Annotated in this window: 20 protein-coding genes; 5 read left to right on the forward strand and 15 right to left on the reverse strand. The window is 43.8% G+C overall.

Features of this window, described 5'->3' with window-relative positions:
- Positions 1-155: 155 nt before the first annotated feature.
- From J2Z28_RS15605 to J2Z28_RS15625, 5 genes are all read right to left on the reverse strand, one after another.
- Entirely contained in the window at positions 156-1,298 is a 1,143-nt protein-coding gene (locus tag J2Z28_RS15605) for a DUF4309 domain-containing protein (RefSeq protein WP_211083173.1), read from the reverse strand.
- A gap of 295 nt (positions 1,299-1,593) precedes the next feature.
- Complete coding sequence (locus J2Z28_RS15610; protein ID WP_211083174.1) at positions 1,594-2,727, reverse strand: serine hydrolase domain-containing protein; 1,134 nt, start codon at positions 2,725-2,727, stop codon at positions 1,594-1,596.
- 217 nt (positions 2,728-2,944) lie between these two features.
- On the reverse strand, positions 2,945-3,139 hold the full coding sequence (locus J2Z28_RS15615) for a hypothetical protein (RefSeq protein ID WP_017688524.1): 195 nt from the start codon (positions 3,137-3,139) through the stop codon (positions 2,945-2,947).
- Positions 3,140-3,303: 164 nt separating this feature from the next.
- Positions 3,304-4,176: a YitT family protein gene (locus tag J2Z28_RS15620; protein ID WP_017688526.1), complete on the reverse strand. Its 873-nt coding sequence runs from the start codon at positions 4,174-4,176 to the stop codon at positions 3,304-3,306.
- Positions 4,177-4,266: 90 nt separating this feature from the next.
- The gene (locus J2Z28_RS15625; RefSeq protein ID WP_017688527.1) at positions 4,267-4,623 is read right to left on the reverse strand and encodes a MerR family transcriptional regulator; all 357 of its coding nucleotides are present in this window, start codon (positions 4,621-4,623) and stop codon (positions 4,267-4,269) included.
- A 111-nt stretch (positions 4,624-4,734) separates the two neighbouring features.
- On the opposite strand from J2Z28_RS15625, the gene J2Z28_RS15630 reads away from it, so the two are divergent.
- Positions 4,735-5,508 (forward strand): SDR family NAD(P)-dependent oxidoreductase, encoded by a 774-nt coding sequence (locus tag J2Z28_RS15630; protein WP_100526214.1) that lies wholly within the window; start codon positions 4,735-4,737, stop codon positions 5,506-5,508.
- Positions 5,509-5,693: 185 nt separating this feature from the next.
- Here the strand turns inward: J2Z28_RS15630 and nspC are convergent, their stop codons facing one another.
- The 5 genes from nspC to J2Z28_RS15655 form a co-directional block, all read right to left on the reverse strand.
- Positions 5,694-6,821: a carboxynorspermidine decarboxylase gene (gene nspC, locus J2Z28_RS15635; protein WP_211083175.1), complete on the reverse strand. Its 1,128-nt coding sequence runs from the start codon at positions 6,819-6,821 to the stop codon at positions 5,694-5,696.
- Position 6,822: 1 nt separating this feature from the next.
- Positions 6,823-8,061 carry a saccharopine dehydrogenase family protein gene (locus J2Z28_RS15640; protein ID WP_211083176.1) on the reverse strand — a complete coding sequence of 413 codons (1,239 nt, stop codon included), beginning with the start codon at positions 8,059-8,061 and terminating at the stop codon, positions 6,823-6,825.
- Positions 8,062-8,603: 542 nt separating this feature from the next.
- Positions 8,604-9,062 carry a nucleoside deaminase gene (locus J2Z28_RS15645; protein WP_211083177.1) on the reverse strand — a complete coding sequence of 153 codons (459 nt, stop codon included), beginning with the start codon at positions 9,060-9,062 and terminating at the stop codon, positions 8,604-8,606.
- A gap of 165 nt (positions 9,063-9,227) precedes the next feature.
- Positions 9,228-10,487, reverse strand: a complete 1,260-nt coding sequence (locus tag J2Z28_RS15650) for a cytochrome P450 family protein (RefSeq protein WP_211083178.1) — start codon at positions 10,485-10,487, stop codon at positions 9,228-9,230.
- A gap of 216 nt (positions 10,488-10,703) precedes the next feature.
- Positions 10,704-11,597 (reverse strand): TetR/AcrR family transcriptional regulator, encoded by an 894-nt coding sequence (locus J2Z28_RS15655; protein WP_211083179.1) that lies wholly within the window; start codon positions 11,595-11,597, stop codon positions 10,704-10,706.
- Between the two features lie 237 nt (positions 11,598-11,834).
- Here J2Z28_RS15655 and J2Z28_RS15660 point away from each other — a divergent pair, with 237 nt between their 5' ends.
- Both J2Z28_RS15660 and J2Z28_RS15665 read left to right on the forward strand, forming a co-directional pair.
- Positions 11,835-12,482 carry a TetR/AcrR family transcriptional regulator gene (locus J2Z28_RS15660; protein ID WP_211083180.1) on the forward strand — a complete coding sequence of 216 codons (648 nt, stop codon included), beginning with the start codon at positions 11,835-11,837 and terminating at the stop codon, positions 12,480-12,482.
- A gap of 20 nt (positions 12,483-12,502) precedes the next feature.
- Positions 12,503-14,827: an MMPL family transporter gene (locus J2Z28_RS15665; protein ID WP_211083181.1), complete on the forward strand. Its 2,325-nt coding sequence runs from the start codon at positions 12,503-12,505 to the stop codon at positions 14,825-14,827.
- A gap of 107 nt (positions 14,828-14,934) precedes the next feature.
- On the opposite strand, the gene J2Z28_RS15670 is transcribed toward J2Z28_RS15665, so the two are convergent.
- Both J2Z28_RS15670 and J2Z28_RS15675 read right to left on the reverse strand, forming a co-directional pair.
- Entirely contained in the window at positions 14,935-15,690 is a 756-nt protein-coding gene (locus tag J2Z28_RS15670) for a gamma-glutamyl-gamma-aminobutyrate hydrolase family protein (protein WP_211083182.1), read from the reverse strand.
- A 215-nt stretch (positions 15,691-15,905) separates the two neighbouring features.
- Complete coding sequence (locus tag J2Z28_RS15675) at positions 15,906-17,105, reverse strand: MFS transporter (protein WP_211083183.1); 1,200 nt, start codon at positions 17,103-17,105, stop codon at positions 15,906-15,908.
- Positions 17,106-17,350: 245 nt separating this feature from the next.
- Here J2Z28_RS15675 and J2Z28_RS15680 point away from each other — a divergent pair, with 245 nt between their 5' ends.
- Positions 17,351-18,223: an AraC family transcriptional regulator gene (locus J2Z28_RS15680; RefSeq protein WP_211083184.1), complete on the forward strand. Its 873-nt coding sequence runs from the start codon at positions 17,351-17,353 to the stop codon at positions 18,221-18,223.
- A 93-nt stretch (positions 18,224-18,316) separates the two neighbouring features.
- On the opposite strand, the gene J2Z28_RS15685 is transcribed toward J2Z28_RS15680, so the two are convergent.
- From J2Z28_RS15685 to J2Z28_RS15695, 3 genes are all read right to left on the reverse strand, one after another.
- On the reverse strand, positions 18,317-20,302 hold the full coding sequence (locus J2Z28_RS15685) for a methyl-accepting chemotaxis protein (protein WP_244988331.1): 1,986 nt from the start codon (positions 20,300-20,302) through the stop codon (positions 18,317-18,319).
- A 243-nt stretch (positions 20,303-20,545) separates the two neighbouring features.
- Entirely contained in the window at positions 20,546-22,075 is a 1,530-nt protein-coding gene (locus J2Z28_RS15690; RefSeq protein WP_244988332.1) for a response regulator, read from the reverse strand.
- Between the two features lie 13 nt (positions 22,076-22,088).
- A complete protein-coding gene (locus J2Z28_RS15695; protein WP_211083186.1) occupies positions 22,089-23,852 on the reverse strand; it encodes a sensor histidine kinase in 1,764 nt (587 codons plus the stop codon).
- 206 nt (positions 23,853-24,058) lie between these two features.
- Here J2Z28_RS15695 and J2Z28_RS15700 point away from each other — a divergent pair, with 206 nt between their 5' ends.
- On the forward strand, positions 24,059-25,372 hold the full coding sequence (locus J2Z28_RS15700; RefSeq protein ID WP_211083187.1) for an ABC transporter substrate-binding protein: 1,314 nt from the start codon (positions 24,059-24,061) through the stop codon (positions 25,370-25,372).
- The last annotated feature ends 59 nt before the right edge of the window (positions 25,373-25,431 follow it).

Below are 25,431 nucleotides of genomic sequence, written 5' to 3' on the forward strand. Positions count from 1 at the left end.
TTCAAGCCAAACTCAAACAGCGCGCACCGATTGAATATCGATGCGCACTGGCAGCATAGCTTTTTTCATCTGTCTACTTGACAGGGGTATGACCATAATTAGCGGCTTTTTTTGTAAGTCCATACGAATACGTTCAGTTCTCGCTATGTTATACCTTAATATATATTCGTAAAGTCAATTAAGTCTTCTTCTTCCAAATAATTAAAAACTATAGTGTGCTTACCCAGCTCATATTCCATCTCATAACCACCCACAACTTCATTATAATATTCCGAGGTGGGTTTTCCCATCCATCGTTTCACATTCCATGGTGAGAGATATTGCTTTTCATTGTACAGCTGGATAACTGCAATACGTGATTTCTTGCTAAGCTCGTGCATGTATGAATCAAACCCGATGCCGAATTTAGAATAATAATAGTACGCTCCCCATTCCCCGTTTGAACGAGAATTGGGTTTCCCCAATTTTTTTTGCATTGCTTGAAGCGTCATACCAATCTTGATGTCCGTCCGACCTGGCAATACACCCTTTAAAGCGGCTTCCTTCAGGCTTTTCAGGTAAGCGCGATCGCCAACACCCGAGTTCGGCCAATCTCTTGAACGAAGGTTGCGCGTATCTTCCAACCGCATTTCCAATTTATTCACATTCAGCTTAAACGTATCAACCCCATAGACGAATTGAAGGTTGTTGTAATTTTTGAACTGTACTCGGGCACCTGAAAGAGTACGGATTCCATCATCTCTGCCTGCAGAGTAGGAATCGTCGATTTTTTTACCCTTATTATCGACATATGTTACACGGCGCAATTCCCCGGAACGAACAATATACGTTTTCACCTCATTGAAATTAGAAGTTCCCCAATCGGTGATCATCAGCATGTCTGGTGTACTGGCCTCTTTGCTCTTCACAACGAAGTTCCAGGTTTGAGGCAAAATAATCGTATTCAGATCCAGTTTTGCTGCTTGGACTGTTCCGTATGCTGCGCCTTTTTTCAGCAAGGCTGCACGATACGTTCCTGAATAACTCTTGTCGCCTTTTTTATTGTTGGTCCAACCATTTTCTTCGGTCAGCGTGCTTTTCTGTTCATCATAAGCAAAAATATAAACGGTGTAAGCCGTTTGCATGGCATCACGAAGCGTAAATGAAAGCCGGCTCATACTTTCGAGCTGTTTGGCGGAGATCTTCTCTCCTTTGGCAGCAGCATTGGGTGGTAGCAGAAGCAATGCGCTCAGAACATAGGCGATTAAGGTAAGTAAGGCCAGAGAAGCCCATTTTGCGTTGTGTTTAGGGTGTATCATTGATGACTCTCCTTTGAGTAAAAAAATAAAATCTAACAACTCTTTTCTAATTATGAATCGTTCACAATCTCAACATTCAAACAGGTACTTGCTAGCGTGTAATCTTGATCAAACTATGTAATTAATTTAGGTTCATGTTCAATAAGCATATCCTCCTACTAGTACTATTTTCCTAAGAATGATAACATACCCTTTCTAATAAAGAAATAACAATCTAATTAATAGATTTCGACTCATATAACATAAAAAAGCCGCTATTTAGCGGCTCTTAAAGTAGCTTCGAATACGATATGAATTATAAACAGGAGTACACTACATTACGTAAGCGTCGTTGAACGTATGGTTCCTGACTGTTCAGCAGATGCTGTGCATACATAACTGTAAGCTCTGAATCCGGATCAATAATAGCCATACAACCAGCAGCGCCGCTCCATCCAAATTCGCCAATTGGACTCAGTGAGCCGCTTGCTGCTTTGGAGATATGTGTGCGAACACCCAGTCCATAGCCGTATCCATACATATGATCCCAGGAATAATCAGCACGAGTCATCTCGTTCAGGTGGTCCGTTCGTATCAGTTCCACTGAAGCTTGTGACAGAATGCGCACGCCTTCGGGACTCGTACCGTGCCCAGTAAGCGCGTTCAGAAAACGTGCATAATCGCTAACGGTTGATAGCAACCCTGCACCGCCGCTTTCCAGCTCCGTACCCACACGGAATCCATTGCCGTCCAAACGTACAGCCTTTTCAAGCTCATCATTGTAAGCATACTGTGGAATCAGACGTGTCTGCTGCTCATCGTTCAGATTAAACGCTGTATCGTTCATGCCAAGGGGTCCGGTGATTTCGTCCCGCAGATACGTACCAAAGCGTTTGCCACTTACCACTTCCACCAAGGCTCCTAGCACATCATGGCACATGCTGTAATTCCAGTGTGTCCCTGGTTCAAACAGCAACGGTTCTTTCGCAAGCGCTCTCGCGAAGTCGCGTGTTGGCAACGTTCCGTCGGTGCTTTTTACAGCTTCTTGAATGCTTGGACTACCCACGTCATACGAGAACCCGGCGGTCATGGTGAACAAATCACGTACTGTAATGGCTCTTGTCGCCTTTTCCAGTCGGATCTCCCCGTTCGCCATCGTTTTCTTTACCGTCATCTCAGCATACTCTGGCAGATAATCAGACAGTGGGTCGCTTAGCAGCATTTCACCTCTCTCCACCAGTTGCAATCCTGCCACGCAGGTCATAATTTTGGTCATGGAGTATAGATTGAAGATCGCTCCATCACCGATAGGTGTTTTCTCTTCCAGATTGGCGTATCCATTACGATAATGGAAAACGGTATCATTTCGATGCATCACCAGCACCTCTGCCCACGGTATACGCCAGGATGTAATGCGGTCAATAAATGAAGCAAGCGGTTTAAAGTCCATTTTTTCCCGTCCTTCTATGTAAAATCGTTTATCATTTTGCGATGTGGTCCATATTCAATCCCACAATCGACATATTAATAATATACGACCTTTTACAACGATTGACCACCACCTATATACTCTCCTATGTGCAATTACAACTATATCTTCCTCTTCAATAAAACGCTTCGCACGAATAAAACCGATCCATGAAAGGATCGGCTTATGTTGTAACGTTTTAGACTTCACCGCGTCTGTTCTCAACCGATTTCATACGGTTTTGATCATCTGGTACCCGGTCAACACTGAACTCTTGACCAGCTTCAACCTCACCATGGCCTGAAATATTTCGGGAAAAATTAGTAAACTGTCTTTTTTGCTCATCCAGCTCGTGTTTTTGCTTCAAAAGCTCTTGCGGGTCTTGTTTTGTCACTATGCTAACCTCCCATACATAATAGAAGTCATGCAATTTAACTCGCACTACAGAAGTTTTCCATAAGTGAGCTGGGCTTATGCATGAAGTACAAAGTATTACTATTAAACAAGGTAAACAAAAACGCGCTGGCAAGAGTATTTCTCCTGTCAGCGCATTTTTTGTTAGTGAATATCTTTCTTTTTGAAATTGCCACCTCTTACTTCAGCTACATCATATACGACTACAAAAGCAGTTGGGTCAATTTCGTGAATGATATCTTTAATTTTACTCTCTTCCATCCGGTTAATGACACAAGTAATTTCCTTGAATTGCTCATTAGAGTAGCCACCGTAAGCCTCGGTATACGTTGCTCCACGGCCTAAACGGTCCCGAATGGTTTCAACCATGATTTCTGGTTGATTCGTAATAATTTTAAATGTTTTGGAGCCGCTCAAGCCCTCTTCAACAATATGTATTACTTTAGAAGCAATAAAATACGCAAGTCCTGACAAGATCGCGCCTTGCAGACCAAACACGGTAGAAACGACAATAAATACAAACATGTTGAGGAACAGGATGAGATCACTGGTTCCAAAAGGTACTTTTCGCGAAAGGAGTACAGCCAGCATATCTATGCCATCCAATGCCCCGCCATTACGTAATGCAAGTCCCATACCAAAACCGATGATAATCCCGCCGACAACCGTAACAAGCAAGGTATCACCTTCAATGATGGTTGGTATATGGTGCATCAGACTGGTGCTGATTGCGAGTGAAGCAATACCGATGATCGAATATAACGCAAAGCTTTTTCCGATTTGCTTGTACCCGAGCCACACAAATGGAATGTTAATAATCCCGATGAGCATCCCCAGTGGTAATCCGAACAGCTGTGATCCTACGATACTCAGACCTGTGACACCACCATCTGAGACATTATTCGGGATCAATATGGCTTCGAGGCCATATGCCGTTATAAATCCCCCAATGATAATCAATAATACTTTGGAGAGGATCTTTAACTTGTTTGACTTTTGTTTTCTGTTTTGATGCATTGCATTTCCCCCTTGATGAACAACCGATAAAAAACAGTCTATAATAAAAATCACTGTTTTGGCAATAGATCGTCATTTGTGTGTGTTAGTTCATTGTCCGATGAGCGCCCGATACGACGAAATTTTATGCTCAAGCATCTCATCTGCTGTGTTAAGTATGTGCATCTGTTTTTGAATCGACTCTTTATGCTCCTCCAGCAGCTTTAAACGATCCGCCGCCGTATGCTCCCCTTCCTGAAACAAGGACGCATATTTCTTAATAATAGCAATGGGCATTTGAGTCTCTTTTAATTTGATCACAAATTGCAGCCACTTCAGGTGTGACTCGTTGTATCGCCTGTCTCCACTGGCATCTCGGAGAGGGGTTACAATCTGTTCCTTCTCATAATAACGCAACGTATGTGCACTGATATGGAGTAATTCTGCCACTTCACCAATGGTATGCATGGTTAACCTTCCCTCCATTTTCCCGCTTGACTTAGAGTAAGCTCTAATCAGTATAATCAACTCGTGGTCACATCACAATAAAAAATGAAATCAGATCCAGGAGGAATTACTATGAAATATACAGTGATTACCGGTGCCAGTTCAGGCATTGGATATGAAGCGGCTTTAGCTTTTGCAGCTCGTGGCAAAAATATGATTCTGGCAGCACGCAGAACCGATGAATTGGACAAGTTAAAAGCAAAAGTAGCTGAAATCAATCCTGATCTGGATGTTGTCATTCGTACAGTGGATCTGTCGATTGCCGCTAATGTGCATGGATTCTATGAGAGTCTTCAGGCTTACTCCATCGAGACGTGGATTAACAACGCCGGATTCGGAAATTTTGCTTCCGTTGGCGAACAACATCTGCCCAAGATTGAACAGATGCTTCATCTAAATATAGAAGCTCTTACGATTCTTTCTTCCCTGTATGTACGTGATTATGCAGATGTTGATGGCACACAGATCATTAATATCTCCTCTGGTGGTGGATATACGATTGTAGCCGATGCAGTAACCTACTGCGCAACTAAGTTCTATGTAAGTGCCTTTACGGAAGGACTTGCGCAAGAGTTAAAAGGTAAGAACGCAGCGATGCAAGCCAAAGTTCTCGCACCTGCTGCAACCGAGACAGAATTTGCGAAACATTCCTTTAATGTAGATGAGTTTGAATATGAAGGCAGAGTTCCCAAGTTCCATACGGCGGAACAAATGGCTGGATTTTTGCTGGAGTTGTATGACAGTGAAAGTGTAGTCGGCATTGTGGATGGGTTGACGTATGACTTTGAACTAAGAGAACCGATCTTTCCATACGCTGCGAGAGCATCCTCGAAACCACAAAATTAACCCGAAAACTGAACTCTAAGCTAAGTCGGCTCAATACCGGTAAACATTCACCTAACCTCACTGATAAACATCAATGAATCTAATCGTTAAACTTCAGTTAACGTTAAAAAGGGAACCTGTCTCCAGGTTCCCTTCTTTGTATTTATTTTCAATTCTATATTAATACTTACTATATAATGAAGTAATTATGCCAGCCTCATTTTGAAATCCTGATATCCGAATTCACGGACAACTTCGCAATCGCCGTCTTTTCTTTTGACTGCAATCGCTGGAAGCGGCATGCCGTTGAACGTGTTGGTTTTCACCATGGAGTAAATCGCCATGTCCTCGAATACCAGACGGTCGCCTTCTTGCAAAGGCTGATCGAATGAATAATCCCCAATCACGTCACCAGACAGACAGGTTTGTCCACCTAAGCGATACAGATGAGCCTTCTCGCCTACTTCTCCAGAACCGATCAGCGGCGGGCGATATGGCATTTCCAGCACATCCGGCATATGGCATGTAGCTGAAGTATCCAGAATCGCAATGTCCATGCCGTTTTTATGGAAGTCCAGTACAGAAGTCACCAGATAACCCGCGTTCAGCGCAACAGCTTCTCCCGGCTCCAGATATACTTCCAGGCCATAGTCGTTCTGCATACGCTTGATGCATGCTTCCAGTCTTGGAATATCATAATCTTCACGTGTGATATGGTGTCCACCACCGAAGTTGATCCATTCCATTTGCGGCAACCATTGTCCGAACTTCTCGACAACTGCATTCAGCGTAGTCTCCAGATCGTCGGAGTTTTGCTGACACAGCGTGTGGAAGTGTAATCCGGAGACACCTTCCAACATCTCTGCATCGAAATCCTCCAGTTTCGCGCCAAAACGCGAACCCGGAGAACACGGATCATAGATCTCGTGCCCTTCTTGGGTAGAGCATTCAGGGTTGACGCGCAAGCCGACCTTACGGCCAGCCTGAAGCGCCTTATCCTTGAATTTTGCAAGCTGTGAAAAAGAATTGAAAATAATGTGATCGCAGATAGAGAGAATCTCGTCGATCTCTTCTGCGCGGTATGCTGGAGCAAAGACATGATTCTCTTTGCCCATTTCCTCATGGCCCAGACGCGCTTCATACAAACCGCTCGCCGTTGCACCGCTCAGGTATTCTCCAATCAGCGGATACATCGCAGTCATGGAGAATGCTTTTTGAGCCAGCACGATTTTGGCACCTGTACGCTGCATAACACCGTTCAGGATTTTCAGGTTTCTCTCGATAAGCGCCTCATCAACAACAAAACATGGTGTCGGTAATTGCTCGAACCGCATTTTAGCGAACAAGCTCCGATTCTTTAACTTCTTCTGGCAGCTCATCAACGAGTACCGGGTTGAAGTCTTCTACCCATGGGAGGCCCCATTTGTTCAACTCTTCCATGAATGGATCCGGGTTGAACTCTTCTACATTGTATACGCCTGGTTTGTTCCATTTGCCTGTCATAACCATTGCTGCGCCGATCATAGCTGGAACGCCTGTTGTGTACGAGATCGCTTGGGAACCCACTTCTTTGTAACACTCTTGGTGATCACAGATATTGTAAACATAATATGTTTTGTCTTGACCATCTTTTTTACCTTTGAAAATACAACCGATGTTTGTTTTACCTACAGTACGTGGTCCAAGGGATGCTGGATCAGGCAGTACTGCTTTCAGGAATTGCAGTGGAATAATTTGTTTACCTTCATATTCAATAGGCTCGATTGAAGTCATGCCTACATTTTCAAGAGCTTTCAAGTGAGTCAGGTAGCTTTGACCAAATGTCATGAAGAAACGGATACGTTTCAGACCTGGCATGTTTTTCGCCAAAGATTCCAGTTCTTCATGGTACAACAGGTACATGTCTTTCTCGCCAACTTCTTTGAAGTCGTAGACACGTTTGATTTCCATCGGCTTCGTTTCGATCCATTCACCATTTTCCCAATATTTTCCGTTCGCAGATACTTCGCGAATGTTGATCTCAGGGTTGAAGTTGGTTGCGAACGGATAGCCATGGTCGCCGCCATTGCAGTCCAGAATGTCGATGTACTCAATTTCGTCAAAGTAGTGCTTCAGGGCATAAGCGGAGAATACGCCAGTCACACCTGGGTCAAATCCACTACCGAGCAATGCAGTGATGCCTGCTTGTTCAAAACGCTCTTTGTAATCCCATTGCCAGCTGTATTCAAACTTCGCTGTATCATGTGGCTCATAGTTTGCTGTGTCCATGTAATTTGTTTTAGTTGCAAGGCAAGCATCCATGATTGTCAGATCTTGATACGGCAAAGCAAGGTTCATAACGATATCAGGTTTAACTTCGTTGATCAGAGCGATCAGTTCGTCAACATTGTCAGCATCAACTTGTGCTGTTGTAATTTTTGTTTTTCCGCCATCCAGCTTGGCTTTGAGTTCATCACATTTGGATTTTGTACGACTCGCGATGCAGATTTCCTCAAAAACTTCGCTGTTTTGAACGCATTTGTGTACTGCCACGGAAGCAACGCCGCCGGCGCCGATGATTAGTGCTTTTCCCATTTTACATTCTCCTATCCCAATATGTATTTTTTTAAAATTGGTTTAATACGGTGACAACAAGACAACAAAAAAAGCAAGGTGAAAAATGCTCGCAATCGCGCATCATCACACTTGCTTATCGATATACATCATAAAAAAGACGTGAAGTCTCCATGACCAAAAAAGTTCACAAGAACTCCTTTGGCGGAAAGCTCCTTCATGTATATCAATATTGGATCAGAGTCTATATAGCAAATAATTCGCCTTTACCACTCTTATTGACCGTTTCACAAGTTGATGTGCAATTGCACTGGTTGTAAAGTAACCAACTTATAAAATTTGAGCTTTGAACTCAATCAATAAAGCAACGTAAGTTGCCAATCGGCGTTTGACCCGGCTGTCCGTATGGCCTTAACTTCCTGGTGAAGTGGTCAAAATTATCTGCTGGAAAGCTCTAATTCATATTGATAAATAAACTTCCCAAAATCACAGGTCTTACACTATCAGACGTTGAAAAAAAAATCAAGCAATTATCAAAAAATAATTTTTTGTCCGGATAACGACTAGGAATGAAATTGATATCCTTCGAATACTTTTAACCCTTCTGCGCCCAGTAGTTTCCCTACTACCTCAGGCTTTTGAGGACTTTTGTCGAATACTTCTTCACACGCGATCATGATGTTGCCACCAGCAATTTCAGCTAATTGATCATGGGATACACTATACACCAGCCTCCCCAGATTCGACCAAACCATAGCACCGGAACACATCACACACGGTTCACAACTCGTATACAGAGTGTATTCGCTCAGGTCAAACACATGGTGTTCAGAACAATACTTTCGGATAAGCCCAATTTCTGCATGATGCGTAGGGTCACAAAAAGTGTTGATTTTGTTTTCCCCAATCATAACCACTTCTCCATTTTTCACCAGAATGGCTCCGAATGGTTCGTTTCCTTCTTTGCGAGCTTGCAAAGCAATCTCAATGGCTTTATGCATGAATTGTTCATCTTTATTCATAAGGTTTACCTCCACCACAAAAATTATGTATCCCACTTTATCTTTTACATTAAGATGTGTTCAATCCATTAACATGTTTCTTGTTCATTCCATTCTATCATCTATACAAATAAAGAGTATGACGAAAATTCGTCATACTCCAATGGGTCGTACTAAGTTTATCTATTAAAATTTCACAGGCAATGCTGCCAATCCCTGTGATGACAAAGCAGAATGCCACTGAATCTTTTCCTGAGGAATACTGAGTTGAATATCCGGTAGCCGACGTAAAAGCGTAGTAAACGCCACGTCCCCTTCTACACGAGCAAGTGGAGCACCGAGACACATATGGATGCCGTGTCCAAAGGCCAAATGCCGTTTTATTTTGCGTTCGATATCCAACTCTTCGGGGTCAGTGAACTGCTGCTCGTCCCGATTCGCTGATTTCAGAAGGGGAATCACAACATCTCCCTTTTGAATCAATTGTCCATCCAACTCCGTGTCCTGTGTTGCATAACGAGGACCTGAAGAAGTGGCGGGTCCGTTATATCGTAGCAACTCCTCCACCGCAGAAGGAACCAGATTCAGATCTTGTTTCAGTTGTTCCAGTTGTTCAGGATGGGTCAGAAGAAGATAAGAGCCGGTTGCAATCAGATTGGAAGTAGTCTCATGTCCAGCAAATATCAATAACATGATCATGGATATTAATTCATCTTCATTCAGTCGATCACCCTCCTCCTCAATCGCAATCAATTGACTGATGAGGTCATCTGAAGGTTCTACTCGTTTGTTCGCCACAAGCTGTGAGGTGTACTCTGCGAATGATCGCAAGTGCTGCGCTACGGCAGGGTCCTGTTTACCAAAACCAAGACCTTTTGCAATGGCTTCAGACCATACATGGATCTGAGGTCGGTCTTCCTGAGGTATACCCAACATCTCGGAAATAACGTTGATTGGGAAAGGATAGGCATAGTCTTTTACAAGATCCATCTCTCCTTTGCCTTCGAATTGGTCAATCAACTCATCGGCAATTTCCTGGACGCGTGGACGCAGGCTTTCCATATATCTTGGCGTGAAGGCTTTGGAAACCAGGCTACGCAGTCTACGGTGATCCGGTTCATCAACAAAGAGCATCGACTTTCCGGTAAAAAAGGTCTGGGGTTCCGTTGAACCAAGCTCGCCTGAGAGATTCTTTCGAATATCATTGCCACTATCAATAGAGTTCATATCTACCGTAAATCGAGAGTGATCTTTCAACACTTCCATAGCAACGTCCATCCGAGTTACAATCCAGGTTTGCCCTGCTCCACCCATCGGATTAGGAATAGGAACAACGGAGCCTTTGGCACGCATCTGTGCAAACATGGCAAATGGATCCTTACTATTTTCTTCGCTAAACAAATTAAATTCTACTTTTTCTGATGTCTGGTTATTCGAGTTATTCATATAAATCTTCCTTTCGAAGTGAAGTTATTCGAATCTATGGAAATATATGTTCATTCCGATTATATACTACTCGTATATTTAATTTCAAATATCATAGTTTAAACAACATAAAACAACTGTTATAACAACATTTTATTAATATACTAATAGTATATTAATAAAAACTAGGGGCATAAAAAAGCAAAAAAAGAGGTTGGCTTTGAGCCAACCCCCATATTAATTCCGTTGCTTCACCAGTTCCAAGTACCACCAACAGGCTTCGGTCATTCTATTGGCTTCAGATTGGAACGCACTGGATTTGTACTCTTTGTGAAACGCCTGAAGCACCACTTCGATTACAGGAATATTTAAATCCTCTTGATCCTGTAATAGCGCTAAAAGCCCCTTCGAAAGTTGCTTCAATGATGCAGATTCCTTGGATTTTTGAACACGGTTGTTGAACTCTTCCAATTCCTCCAACAGAGTATCAATATCCAGTCCCATATCATGGTTACGCTCATCGGCATTCAGGAAATAGAGAGACTGAAAGTCGAAAATATGTTCATTTCTCTGATGCATTGTTCTTAGGATCACTTCAATGTACGTTAGTACTTTTGGAACCACTTCGCTCCATACCGGTTTTGGCGTATTTAGACTTCTTGATGTGTTGGCAATCTGATGTAATATGCCATAGCACAATATTGCCCCTTCGTTGGCATATAAGCTAATGTCGTTCCCGTACACCTGAATCAAGCGTGTGGACAGCCATTTTAGGTGAACTGTAGCCAGTTTGGCTGAGTTGATCTCTCCGGAATAAAAACCCGTCCAATATAATTCCCATACTCGCTCTTTATTAGGTACGGACATTGGAATCGCAATCTGATCTACGAGCAGGTCATAATCCGATGTATAGTGATTTTGTTCAAGCTCTTTGCGAATGAACACATCCTCTTGCATGCGCTGATCAATAATCGAATATAAACAGTCTTCTTTCGAACTGAAGAATTTGTAGAATGTGCCTTTGGATACGCCTGATTGATCCAGGATCATCTGGATTGTTGTATTTGCATAGCTATGCTCTAAAAATAGTGCAAGTGCTGTTTCCAATAAACTTTGTTTACGACTACTCATATCTCGTTATCGCCCCAAGTTTTTCTATTGATTTTAACATTCATTCCTCAGGAGTTGAAGCATTGATTCGCAGTATAGCCGTCATATAAAATAATTGCACAATGAGTAAATTTGCACAATGAGCAACTTATTTGTTATGATAAACCTCACAAAGTGCATGTTCAGTAAGTGTGCTCTTCTTAAAAAGAATTAAACCATAGTCATTGGTGCTGGAGGTGAACGCATAAGCGGAGAATAATGATCAAACGAAACTTGCGACATTTGAAGAAAGAAGCAACTGAAAGAGCGCTTGCTGGTGCTGCATTTGAACTTACGCTTGAACATGGCCTTGATGGCTTTACGGTGGAAGATATCGTGCATCAGGTGGGTTGTTCACGCAGAACATTTGCAAACTACTTCACTTGTAAAGAAGAAGCCGTAGCAAGAGGCGCAACATCCGTTCAGAATACAACGGAACTCGAAGCTTTACTTACCGAAATGCCCGAAAATGTCTCCTTGCTTGACGTACTGTATGACCTGATCAAGATGCAGCTTACAACAGAACTATTAGGAAGACTTCATCAGCTACTATCGCTATCCCAGACCTATCCCGTGCTTGAACCGCATTACCTTGGAGCCATGCACCGGATGCAGACGCAGGCACAAGAAACCTTATTAGATTTATCTAACGGAAAGCACGACGAGATTTATACTTATCTTCTAATTAATGCAATGTACGGCACCATACTGCCATTAATTGATGGAAGACTCAATGTGTTGCTGCCCGGACAAGTCATTACTGAAGATACCAAGCCCGGTGCTGTAACGTTCGATCAATTTTTAGAAACCATGTTTGGTCACTTGCGAACAGGATTCGAACAAGCTAACCATCCACATTCATCTTAGAGGGAGTGTAAAATAGAGAAATGTCTACATTATTATACAGAGTGGGGAAAACCGCTTTTAGCAAACCTGCAACCTTCATCATTGGCTGGGTTTTAATTCTGGGAATTGTCATCTCCATGATCAGCATCAATGGTATTCACATCAGTTCTGAAATGAAGATTGAAGGCACAGAGTCACAGAAGGTTCTGGATCAATTGGCAAAAGAACTGCCAGCCGCCTCCGGCGGTCAAGGAAGTGTTGTCTTCAAGGCACCGGACAACGAGCGTTTGGATACGCCTGAACGTTTGGCGGCCATGATGAAAGGTGTTAATGAAGTTTACGGATTAGACAAAGTCATTAACCCTGCGGACTATGCAGCTGAAGCGGGTAATTCGGGTGCTCAGGCGGAGATGGCTCAGAATGCTCAGGCTACTGATATGGCGCAATCCGCAGCAACCACGCCTCCTCCCTATGGACCTTTGATGGTGGATGGTGTTCCTGTACCTGGAATGCTGATCTCTTCGGACGGCAGCATTGCACTGTTCCAGTTCCAATTTACAATTGAACAGTCTGCCATAACACAGGATGTATTTGATTCCGTTATTCAATCTGTTATGACGGTAGAGCAAGGAACCAATATTAAGGTACTGCCGGGCGAAACGCTCAAAACGGTATCGATTGGGGTCGGCTCGGCTGAGATTGTCGGATTGGTGATTGCTGTCATTGTATTGCTGATCACCCTTGGCTCCGTTGTTGCAGCAGGTCTGCCTCTGATCACTGCACTCCTCGGTGTTGCCATTGGAGTTGGTGGTGCGTTCTCCATCTCCAAATTCATTGAAATGCCTAGTGTCACTTCCGTTCTAGCTCTCATGGTTGGATTGGCTGTTGGAATCGATTATGCGCTCTTCATTGTTAATCGCCAGCGTCGAATGATCATTGATCAAGGCTTGAGCGCAAAAGAAGCAACGGCCAGAGCCATTGGTACATCGGGCAGCGCAGTATTTTTTGCCGGATTAACCGTCATTATTGCACTGTGCGGTATGCTTGTCATCGGTCTCACCTTCTTGTCTACGATGGCTTTGGTCGCAGCTGCCACCGTGCTCATCAACGTATTTGTTGCTTTAACTCTGTTACCGGCTTTACTGGGATTGGTAGGAGAACGCATCTGCTCCGCCAAAGCTCGTGAAAAAAGCGCGAAACATCCTAAAGCCGCTAGCAACGGAGTCGCGGACAGATGGGTGAAATTCGTTATTAAAAATCGTTGGGCTACCATTATCGCCATCATCGTCATTCTTGGTTTTGCCGCGACGCCTATCTCCAAAATGGAAATGGGCATCCCCGGCGCTTCCTCAGCGAATCTGGATACAACTGCAAGACAAAGTTATGATGACATCTCCGAAGGCTTCGGAGAAGGATTCAACGGACCACTTATTCTGGTCGCAGAGCCTAATCAGTCTTCCGCAAAAGTTACACCGGAACTCTTGGGCGGTCTGGTGATGGAACTCCAAGGACAGAATAACGTTGCACAAGTCACACCGCTTGGGATGACAGAAGATTTAGCTATTTTCAGTCTCATTCCAAAAACGGGTCCTAACGATAATCTCACTAAAACACTGGTCACTGATCTACGCGCGGCTGATTCCAGCATCGCACAGACCTATGATGTGAAACTTGGAGTTACTGGACTAACAGCTGTTAACATCGATATGTCAGCCAAACTGGCGCAGGTGTTCCCTATTTATGTAGGCATCATCATCCTGCTCTCGCTGATCATCCTGTTGCTCGTATTCCGTTCGATTATCGTTCCCATCAAAGCAACAATTGGCTTCCTGCTTAGTATCCTCGCTACATTCGGGATCACAACTGCTGTATTCCAATGGGGCTGGTTGCATTCGCTCTTTGGTTTCGATACCGGTGGCCCGCTGCTAAGCTTTATGCCGATTATCGTGACAGGTATCCTGTATGGCCTGGCGATGGACTATCAAGTCTTCCTTGTTAGCTCTATGCGGGAATCCTATGTTCATGGTCAACGCGGAACCGAATCCGTCGTTCATGGGTACAACCAGGTAAGTCGCGTGGTTGTTGCCGCTGCAGTGATTATGGTCTCTGTATTTGCAGGATTTATTTTCACCGACGATGTCATGATCAAGCAGATTGGTTTCACTTTGGCGGTAGGCATTCTTATCGATGCTTTCATCATCCGTATGGGCTTGGTCCCTGCCATCATGGCTATTTTCGGAGACAAAGCTTGGGCACTTCCAAAATGGCTGGATCGCATTCTACCAAACCTGGATGTTGAAGGCGAGAAGCTGATTGCTTCCCTGAATGCTGAAGAGCATGCCAACACGAAGTCTGGATTAAAATAATCCTGCCAATAGAATGGTGATACCATGATTACTATTACGACTAGATTCACCAATACAAAGACCTCCTCTGTTTTTATAAACAGGAGGTCTTTTTTCTTTTTCACATTTTATGCGGTGATGTCTTCAATATGGATAGTATAGCGTGGGGATTTAGCAGCATTAACAAACGCCGCAAATAACTTCTGACTGTAGTCATCTACTTTATAGCTGTACTCTGGATGCCACTGCACAGCCAAAACAAACGAGCGGTTTGGCATGACCACGGATTCGAAGAGCCCATCTTCAGCGACGGCCACAGCATTTAACTTATCCGATAACATTTTGATTCCCTGATGGTGGTAGCTGTTCACTTTTATCGTATCGGTTTGCAAAATATCGTATAGGATATTATTTTTCTCAATATGTACATCATGTACAAGATCCGTATACGGCGGACTTTGCTTATGATTAACGATCTTGTTCCCATGAAGTTGAAGGCTAGTGGGAATGTCTTGATATAAAGTTCCACCCAACATAACGTTAAATAGCTGCAGTCCACGGCATATGCCAAAGGCAGGTTTATCTAGCTCAATTACCTTTTGTAATAATATCGACTCCATCATATCGCGTTCAATACACAACTCTCCGCAGGTAACCTCAGCATGCTCATGATACAGCTCAGGATTGAGATCATGTCCCCCGGTGAACAGGAACCCATCGAACTGATTAGCCAGCGTTGCTATGATCTCGGTATCCGTTGTCAAAGGCAGCATAATTGGAATCCCACCTGCTCCCTCTATGGCGTTCATATAATCTGGAAGCATCCAGTAACTTTTTTTGTCTGTATCATATAAAGGCAGTACACCGATCATCGGCTTTTTCATGGGTTCCCCTCCTATCTTTTCATTCATTTTATCAGATCTCTTCATATACAAATTCACTGAATTATTGCATTTTCCTACCTTTACAATCTGCGAACCCGTTACATCCGGAATGCTGGAAAACTAAAAAAACAAACAAAGCCGCATAACAGCGACTTTGTTTGTAGTTCATATACCATATATACGCATTCATGTGTTTAGTCTAGAAAGCATCTCATCTAAGCTGCTTTTACAGTGGTTGCTTCGTCTGAATTCACTTGGATGGAACGCTGGCATATCAGGGTAACGACAAAAGCCAGCAAGGCAAGCATCACAGCAACTGGAGGCACCCACTGGAGACCACCCATATTAACGGCAATTCCCCCGGCACCAGAGCCTAGCGCTATACCTACATTGGCCGCCACAGGCAGGAGTGTAGATGCAAATGCTTTGGACCCCGGCGCGATCGATCCTGACACATCAAACAAATATAACTGGGATGCCGCGCTCATCGAGGATGACAGACATCCAATCAGAAACAGGAATGCCAAGCCGATCCACAGATTGGAAACGGCAAAACTCATGCCCAGGAAGAGGATCGCTTGGATAACGAAAAGCCCCTTGAGCTTGGGTAGGAAATCACCCTTGGCTATTTTGGCACCAATCCAGTTACTCAAGATGCTGCAGGCGCCATAGATCAGGAGTATGGCACTAATCCATTGTACAGGCACACCCATCGTTTCACTCAGGAGTGGCGTAATGTACGTAAAAACGACGAAAATACAGCTGTTTCCCAGTACAGGGATCAGACAGGCCAGCAATATCCGTGGTTTTAAAAAGAGAGAGATCTGATCACTGAACGAACCTGCAATCGTTGTTGTTTGGCGTGGCAGAATACGGAACATGAACACCAGCGGCACAACACCTATGCATGCCGTAACAACAAACGTCATGGACCAGCTCAGATGTTGTCCGATAAAAGTACCGAGCGGAACACCTAGCACATTAGCGATTGAAAATCCGCCCAGAATCCAGGCGATAGCTTCCCCTCTTCGCTCCCGGTTCACTGCGTCGCTTACGATCGAGATCGAAAGTGATATCGTAAGTCCACAAGCAACGGCCGACACGATGCGAATGGCCATCAGAGAAGAGAACGTTGTTGAGAACACGGTCAATAGATTTAATGCTAACACGATTGCAAATCCGATGAATATGGAACTTCTTCTGGATATTTTGGCCAAGAAAGCCACAGCAAATGGTGTACCCACTGCGTATGCAATCGCAAAACCGGAGACAAGCATACCCGCGGCAGCAAGTGATACTTTCATGTAACTTTCAATTTCCTTCAACACACCCACGATAACATACTCGGTTGTTCCCAGTACAAAGCTAACAAGCGTAAGCGTTAAAATAAGTAGGTTCTCTCTATTTCTAGTCATAAATCAATACTCACTAATCCTTTCTATTGTTGCAAGCGCTTCAATTTTGTCTACGATCATTAATTCATGTATTTTCTGCTATCCCATCCCTTCACTTTCGATATATAGTACATTTTGGATAGTGAAATTGTACTGTCAGATATACCATGGCGACAATCAAGGTTGTTGTGGTTTTATTGCAAAACATTATATATGTTGTCATTTCAACACAGACTTTCATTACAGATTCTGAAGGGAAGACATAGATGAATACACACCACGAATTCGGCCAACGGCATCCAAATCGAGATTGCACCATTATTTATGTAGGAAAACTGGCTGACAATCCCCATTGGAGTTTTCCGACGCATAAACATGACGATCTGCATGAGATTATCTACGTAACTGAAGGCAAAGGATTGTTTACCATTGACGGTACCAAACACTGGGCTCAAAAAGGGGACATGCTCATATATAACAAGGGTACTCTTCACGAGGAGAAGTCTAATCCTGAATTCCCGTTATCCACCTTTTATTGCGGCTTTCGTTTTACAGAAGGCACCCAGACCCTTGAGGATTGGGTCATCCCTCCCTCTAACAATCCGATCATTCGAGCCAACCGATATTCCGATGAGCTCCATTCGTTAATGCAGACTCTCTTCAATGAATTTTCAATCCGGGAACATGGATACGAGTCGATCTCTGGGCATGTCCTGAAAGCAATACTTCTGATCGTCGATCGGCAGTCCCGTCAACAGCTTCCTAGTGGGGAGATCGTTGGGAGCAATACCCTTGCTGAGAGCATTAAAGACTATTTGGATACCAACTATCGGCAGAACATTAAACTCAAAGAGTTGGCAGATCAATTTCATATCGATTTTTATTACTTAATTCACATGTATAAAAATCACTTTGGCACTTCTCCTTATCATTACCTGATTCAACGAAGAATGGGTGAAGCTACCCGATTATTAGTCTCAACCAACAAAAAAATATGGGAGATCGCTAAACTGGTCGGTTATGATAACCCCAATTACTTTACGATTTTATTTACCAAAACGGTTGGTGAATCACCACGAAGTTTCCGAAAAAAGAATCAAAAGGATATGTTCGGGGATAAGGTGTCACATTCTTACTAATCTTACTACATGCAAAAAGGCGCTCCATTGGGGAGCGCCTGGTGCTTTACATATCTCTTTACATATTTCTTTACACATTTACTTACTTCTACTCTAGAGCTTAAAGCGACGAACCAGTTCTTGCATATTCTCAGCTGTTTTGGATAGCTGTGCCGATGATGCCGATATCTCCTGCATCGCCGCCATTTGTTCTTGGGCTGCTGCTGAAGTTGTCTGAGCACTATCAGCCGACACTTTAGAGATATGATTCATCGCGGCAACGGTAGCTGAGACTTCTTCCGTACTGGCTGACAACTGTTCTGAGACAGCGGAAATATCCTGAATTTGATCCACGATATGCGTTGTATATTGTTCAATGTTCGATATGGTTGCTGAAGCTTCTTGGCTGATCCGCATACCTTCACCGACTTGATTACGAACTTTATCATTCATAAGAGATGTGGATTTGGCAATCAAATCAAGCATTTTACCAATGGTAGCGCCAATCTCGTCCGCACTTTGTTTGGATTGCATCGATAACGTGCGCACTTCACCAGCAACGACAGCAAAACCTTTTCCATGTTCTCCTGCTCTTGATGCTTCAATAGAGGCATTCAGTGATAGAAGATTGGTTTGCCGAGAGATATCCGCAATCGCTTCATTCATTCGATTGGCTTCAGCGGATAGACTGGACAGCTCATTAATCAATGCCGAGGTTTCTTCAACAGCTCCGAGAATATGTTCCATTTGTTCTCCGACCTGGTTTATGGTTTTCCCGCCATTAGCAACAGCGCGCTCCGTCTCTTCAGCCGAATGCACAATCGCACTCGCAGATTCTGCAATTGTACTGATGCCTCTCGCCATCTCTTCTACGGCATTCGCGGTTTGTTCCGAATTCTCCGCCCCAACGATAGCTGATTCGGCAGTCTGTTGCATGGTTTCAGCCACATGTTGAACCGATTGAGTCGTTTGTTCTGTGCTCTCCTGAATCATTTGTGAAGAGTGGCTTAACAACGATGATGTCTGATGAAGTTCAGCAACCACCGATTGAAGGGAACTGGTCATTTGATCAAAATCATTTGCCAATATACCAAATTCGTTTTCGGTTTTAAGATTCACTCGTTCAGACAGATTCCCTTCGCTTACGCTGCGAGTTGCCTTTCGCAGTTTTTGCATAGGTACAATAAAAGATCTCAGAATGAAGAAAATAATTACACCGGCAATCAATACAGATATAGCAATGACCGTTAGACTCGATACCATGATGGGTTTCGCTGCGGCGATAAAGTCTTCATGGCCCATCAATGCAATGACATTCCAACCCGTCAAAGCGTTAATACCGTTATACACTTCCAGATCATACGCCAGATCCGTTCTTACAAATTGGGAAAATGCCATCGGTTCATCGGGACTTGAAGCCGTATTCGGATGGACTGGAATTCCCTCAATAAGTGCTCCGCCGAGCTCTCCTCCTCCACCTTTTGCAATCGCACCGGACCAAGCCGCAATCGTTCGATTGGAGTCCACTACAATCAGACTTCCATTGCCGCCTACATCCACATATGATAACGCTTTTGCTAATGGCTCCAGATCAAGTTTAATACTTGCTACACCATGTTCATCTGAAAGAGCTTTTGAAATCTCTACATAAATCTTCCCGGATGCCGGATCATTCATAATACTCGAAAAATAGAGTGATCCATTGTTACTTTCACCATTGGCATACCATTCTGTGCTGCGTGGATCGTATGTTGCATCCTCTATTGCTGGAGATGATATAACACCGCCTTGGTCGTTACCCACGGTTATGGCAAGAATATCAGGATATGTATCAGCTAACTGGTCGATTCCTACTTGTACTGCTTCGTTGTTCGTCTGACTGGGGGTGGTGCCATACATGCGGTCTATGTAACTCAATAATGCTGCTTTTTCCCCCACCAGATTGTTAATATGCTGCCCTGTCATGGTTAAAATGGTGTTGATGGGATCCGTCATTTTTTGTTGTACCTGATCTTTGGCACTATCATATGAAAAGTATCCGATAAGTGCAGTTGGGATGATAAGTACCGCAAGGAAAGCTGCAATTAGTCTGGTGCTCATTAAACGTAAAACGCTTCCTCCTTTCTTATAAAATGACCTTTTTTTCTTTTCCTTTTTCAAGTTCAATCTTCCTCTCTTTATTCATTTTTGATAGAATCAATCGGCAAGTAAACGCAAAAAAACCCATATATATGCACACCCAAAGAAACGTTGAGCGTGTATATACATAGGTATTGCCTGAATGAATTCAGTAACAAGCCGTATTTATTTATTATTATAACATAAATAAAAAGGGTTTGTTAACTATGATTGGGTCTTTATACCAGACATCTGTTGTTTATAATCCGTAGGACTTAGCCCCGTATACTCTTTGAACACCTTCGAGAAATAGTGCTGGTCGCTAAATGACAGTAAATCGGAAACCTCCTTAAACTTCATGTCCGGTTGACTTTCCATCAGTCTGCAGGCTTCCTGAATGCGAAGCCGGGTGTAATACTGGACAAACGTAATTTGTGTTGCATTTTTGATCACTCTGCTGACGTACGACGGGCTAACGTGAAACTTCATGGCAATGTCGTTGATAGATAATTGAGAGTATTTATTTAGTTTTACGTAATCGTCAATCTGTTCGAACAGGATCGCCTTGCTTTTTCGAACGTGGGATTGCAGCATATCGAAGCACTGTCCCGTCCATTCCGCCAGTTCCCGGCAAAAATCGGCATAGGACTGTGCCTGGGCGAATTGTCTAGACCGAAGCTCCAGACCCAACCTCATGCCCGACCCCTGTTCCTCGTACAGATGAGCAAACGTGTCTACAATCAATCCAATAAACCGCTCCACCTCGGTCATATGTACATTTTCCTCTGCCCATCGATTCAGCAATTCGGATAACTTAAAAGCAAACCGCTCTTTCTGACGAGCCTGTATCATCTGTACAAAAGCAGATTCCTGCACCGGATCCAGACAGCCTGTCTCAGATCTGGCCATCGACACCGGATTCCCGGTATCCAACACTATTCCTTGTTTCAACCGTTGCTGCTCAGACAAAATGGACGACATTCGGTGATAGAGCTCCGGCAGATTACCAGACTCAGCGTATAGAAGTTGTCCTCCAATGATTGCATCGATGTCATGCGCAACCAAATGCCGTCGCATCGATTCAAGACATTCATGTACGGAAGAGTACACCTCAAGTGCACTCTTGTTGACAAAAGCGATAAATTGATATGAAGTTTGACTGGTGTAAACACGACAAGGATGGAATGCAAAAAAATCCTGCACTAAACCCTCAAGTTCCACCTGCACCCATCGTTCATGCCCTGCGGTAAAAGGCTGTTTGCTCATAATGATCATCATCTGGCTGAATAAGGGCGGAAACTCCTCCCCCTGTTTCGGCGTAGTCTCACATTGGGGGTGAATGATTTCCTGCAAATCCAGCAGTTCCTTGGACATCTGTTGATCAAGTTGGTCAATTACCCGACTCATGACTTCTTCAAGCGCCTCTCGCTCGACAGGTTTTAACAAATAGTCAAACACTTGCAGGTTCAATGCTTTTCTTGTGTATTCAAAATCGCTGTAACCGCTAATCAAGATGACCTTCAGATCCGGGTTGGCAATTTTGGCTTGCTCAATCAGGGACAGCCCATCCATTTTCGGCATTCGTATATCGGTCAACAGCAGATCAATCGGTTCCTGCTTTAACGCTGCCAAGGCTTCTTCTCCATTCGTTGCCGTAGCCGCTACACGAATCGGGAAGCTCAGCGTCTCCAAGAGCATTTTAATATTACGTAATATCGGTTTGCTATCCTCAACGATCATAACGTTATACATCATCTATGCCTCCTCGCTAGTAAAAATCTCTCGTCAGTGAGCCGATGATTTGAATCGTTGCTCCATGTTGCTCTTCCGCATGATTGTTAAATATATTAATAAAAAGCCTGTTGTTATACATTAGTTTGAGTCGATTGACACTGTTGATAATCCCCATGTTACCAAGGGCTGTGGCACGATCGGCAGTCTGGTTCATTCCGGAACCCGAGGCCTGAATATTGGCTAAAATCTCCTTGATCTTATCCGGTGGAAAACCCTCTCCGTTATCTTTGATCTCCAAAGCCCATAATCCGTTATATTGCTTCACCGTAATCTGGATACGCCAAGGCGGCATGGTGTTGGCAAAGGCATGTTCAATGCAGTTTTCCACAAACGGCTGAATGACCAACCGCGGCAATCGGATATCGTTCGCCAGCTCGTCAGCACAGATGTCCCACTCCAGATCCTCTTCGTACTTTTGTTGTACAAGGGATAGATAATGTCTCGTATGTTGAAGCTCCTCAGCCAAAGTCACATGCGCGTATGGTGAAGAGACAATATAACGCAGACTGTCCGAAAGATGTTTGCACATATCCGATACAACTTTGGTCTTCCCCTCTTGGGCGGCAATACTGATCAGGTATAAGACATTATGAATAAAATGAGGTGCAATCTGGGCTTGCAGCGCCGAATTACGCGCCTTTACTTCTTCATGAAGCGCCGATTTTTCCCGGTCAATCGATTGCTGCAACCTCTCCATCAGATCCTGAAAGGCTTCATTTAGCAATAAGAGATCGTTATTCTTCGGCGTTTCATCCACTTTCAGATTCATATTGCTGTAGTTCATGCGCCAGATCTGACCGCGTAGCTTGCGGATAGGCAGCAGCAGGTTACGTGTCGACAAGAAGATATACACAAATGAAACCAGCATCAGTGCTGTAATCAGCAGAATGGACATCGTCTGAACCGAATGGATCGAGCCCAGAACAGATTTTTTGGGCGTTATGATATACGTGATCCAGCCTGTACTGGGTGAAGTGGAATGTGTGATATAATTGTCGTTTTTGTCCACATCCAGTCCCTCGTCTGATGAAGGCTTTGTCCAATTGGTAAATGTCACACCCGCTTCCGAGCCCGTCATCTGCTCCCCTTGTTCATTCAGAATATAGACATCGCCAGCGGTAATACCCTCCGTCAGATTCTGTATATAGGCCTGTTCCATCTGGATGCTAAGATAACCGTACACCTTGCCATTCTGATCATTAATCGTGCGCACAAAGGAGATCGTATCGTCTTGACGCAGCAGAACAAAACCACTTTCCTTCCAATCTCGTCCGACCTGACTACTCTCCATCATGGTGTTCAGGATTGCGGGAGGATTGCCCGAACCCAGATATGTTGTCAGGAGCACACCGTGATTGTCGTAGATGGACATGTCCTTAATATTCATACTCGGCCCGATGGCCTGAAACATAATGTCTTTGATGATCCGAATCTGTTTCAGCCTTTCATAATTACTATGCGCAGAGGAGCTCTTGTCCATGGCTGCAAAGATATTTTTACTGGATAATATTCGCTGCGACATCTGGTTCTGTTGTTCTACGTATAGATCCACTTGCTCTCTTACCTTCGTAGCTGTAACGAGCGTATCCTGCTCTGTTTTCAGTTTGAGCGGGCGGACAACGATCACATTTACATAAACGATAAAACAGCCCAGCACGAACAAAAGCAGAGCCAGAAATGTCAAAAACACCTTTGTCTGCAAACTGAATTGAGTTGCTTTATGTATGAGCTTTGCCATTCTCAGAGATGCCCTCCTGTTCTGACATGATGTGAAGTCCCTTATATTCATGTCTACTCTATCACGGTATTTCATGAAATGATAGCGATTTCAAGTTCAGGATTTTACACATCAACGTTCAAGCACAGACATGTACCGGGGCGAGAAAAGAATCTATAATCGGACTTGTAAACGGATTCACTACGCGTTTCAGAGGGGGATTTGCATTGAAAACAATAAAAAGAAAAAAGGCGTTTTCTATTATTCTGGCCAGTTTATTATCGGTCTCGTTAACGGCTTGTGGATCAGGGGGTACGGATTCCGGCACAACTGCTGGCGGGGACAGCAAGAGTGGCAAAGTTACATTGGAGCTGGCAATCTCTAAAAGTTCTCAGGACTCTGCTTTCATCCAGCAGAACATTCTTGATGCATTCGAAAAACAAACGAACATTCGTGTCAATTTGCAGCTGATTCCAGCGGAACAAACGACAACTGTACTGCAAACCAAGCTGGCTGTAGATGAAACGCCTGATATTATTCAGTACAATCTGGCGAGCGCAGTCACGGATTTGAACCTTGAACGTAACTTCGAGATTCTGGATAACGAGCCTTGGGCGAGCAGAATTGTGAACAAAGACGTCCTCTCTTCTGGTGGTCATCTCTACAGCTTCCATGTCAGCCAAGATACGGGGATGCAAGGGGTCGTTTATAACAAACAAATCTTTGAAGAACTCGGGTTGTCGCTTCCAACCAACTACGAAGAATTTCTGGCAATCTGTGAAAAAATCAAAGCAAGTGGTATTACGCCTGTATTCATGCCTTACAAAGATGCCTGGGCTGCCAACATCTGGCCTGCTGCAGCTTTTGCCGATTTTGTAGCCAAAAATGAACCGACTTTTTTTGATGAGCTGAACAGCAATAAGAAAAAATGGTCTGATATCCCGGAATTCAAAACATTCCTGGAACAACAATATGAAATTTACACCAAAGGTTACACCAACACGGATGTGCTTAGCGACAGCTATGACATGGCCGTAGGTAAATTCCTGAACAAGGAAGTGGCCATGATGTTTATGGGCGATTGGTTAATCGAAGGCGTGGCCGAGCAAGATCCAAATATGGAACTGGGCGTATTCCCGATTCCATCGTCGGATAATGCCAGTCTGGGCGCAAGTCCACTGGGCGGACAACTGTTCATTCCGAAGAAATCCAAACATCTGGATGAAGCCAAACAGTTCCTGGACTATATCGCTTCCAAAGATGTCGCACAACAGATCGTCGATTCCAAAGGATACGTATCTAATTTCAGTGACGTCACCACACCAGAATTGCCGGCTTACAAGCAGGATATTGTAGACAACTATATTACGCCGAAGAAAACCGTGCTGACAACGGATGCATACATGCTGGTTGATCGCAGCGAATTGTACCGATTATTGCAGGATCAATTTGCGGGTGGATTGTCACCGGAAGAAGTACTGAAATCCTGGGATGAGAAGTTCAGTCAGCTGATGCAGGATAAAGGCGTAGAAGGTTTCTAAAGAGTGAAATATAAGGCAGCATAACAGGATCGATCGTTATGCTGCCTAGTTATAACGGA

Origin of the sequence: Paenibacillus xylanexedens (genome assembly GCF_017874615.1) — a bacterium.
Lineage (GTDB): Bacteria > Bacillota > Bacilli > Paenibacillales > Paenibacillaceae > Paenibacillus > Paenibacillus xylanexedens.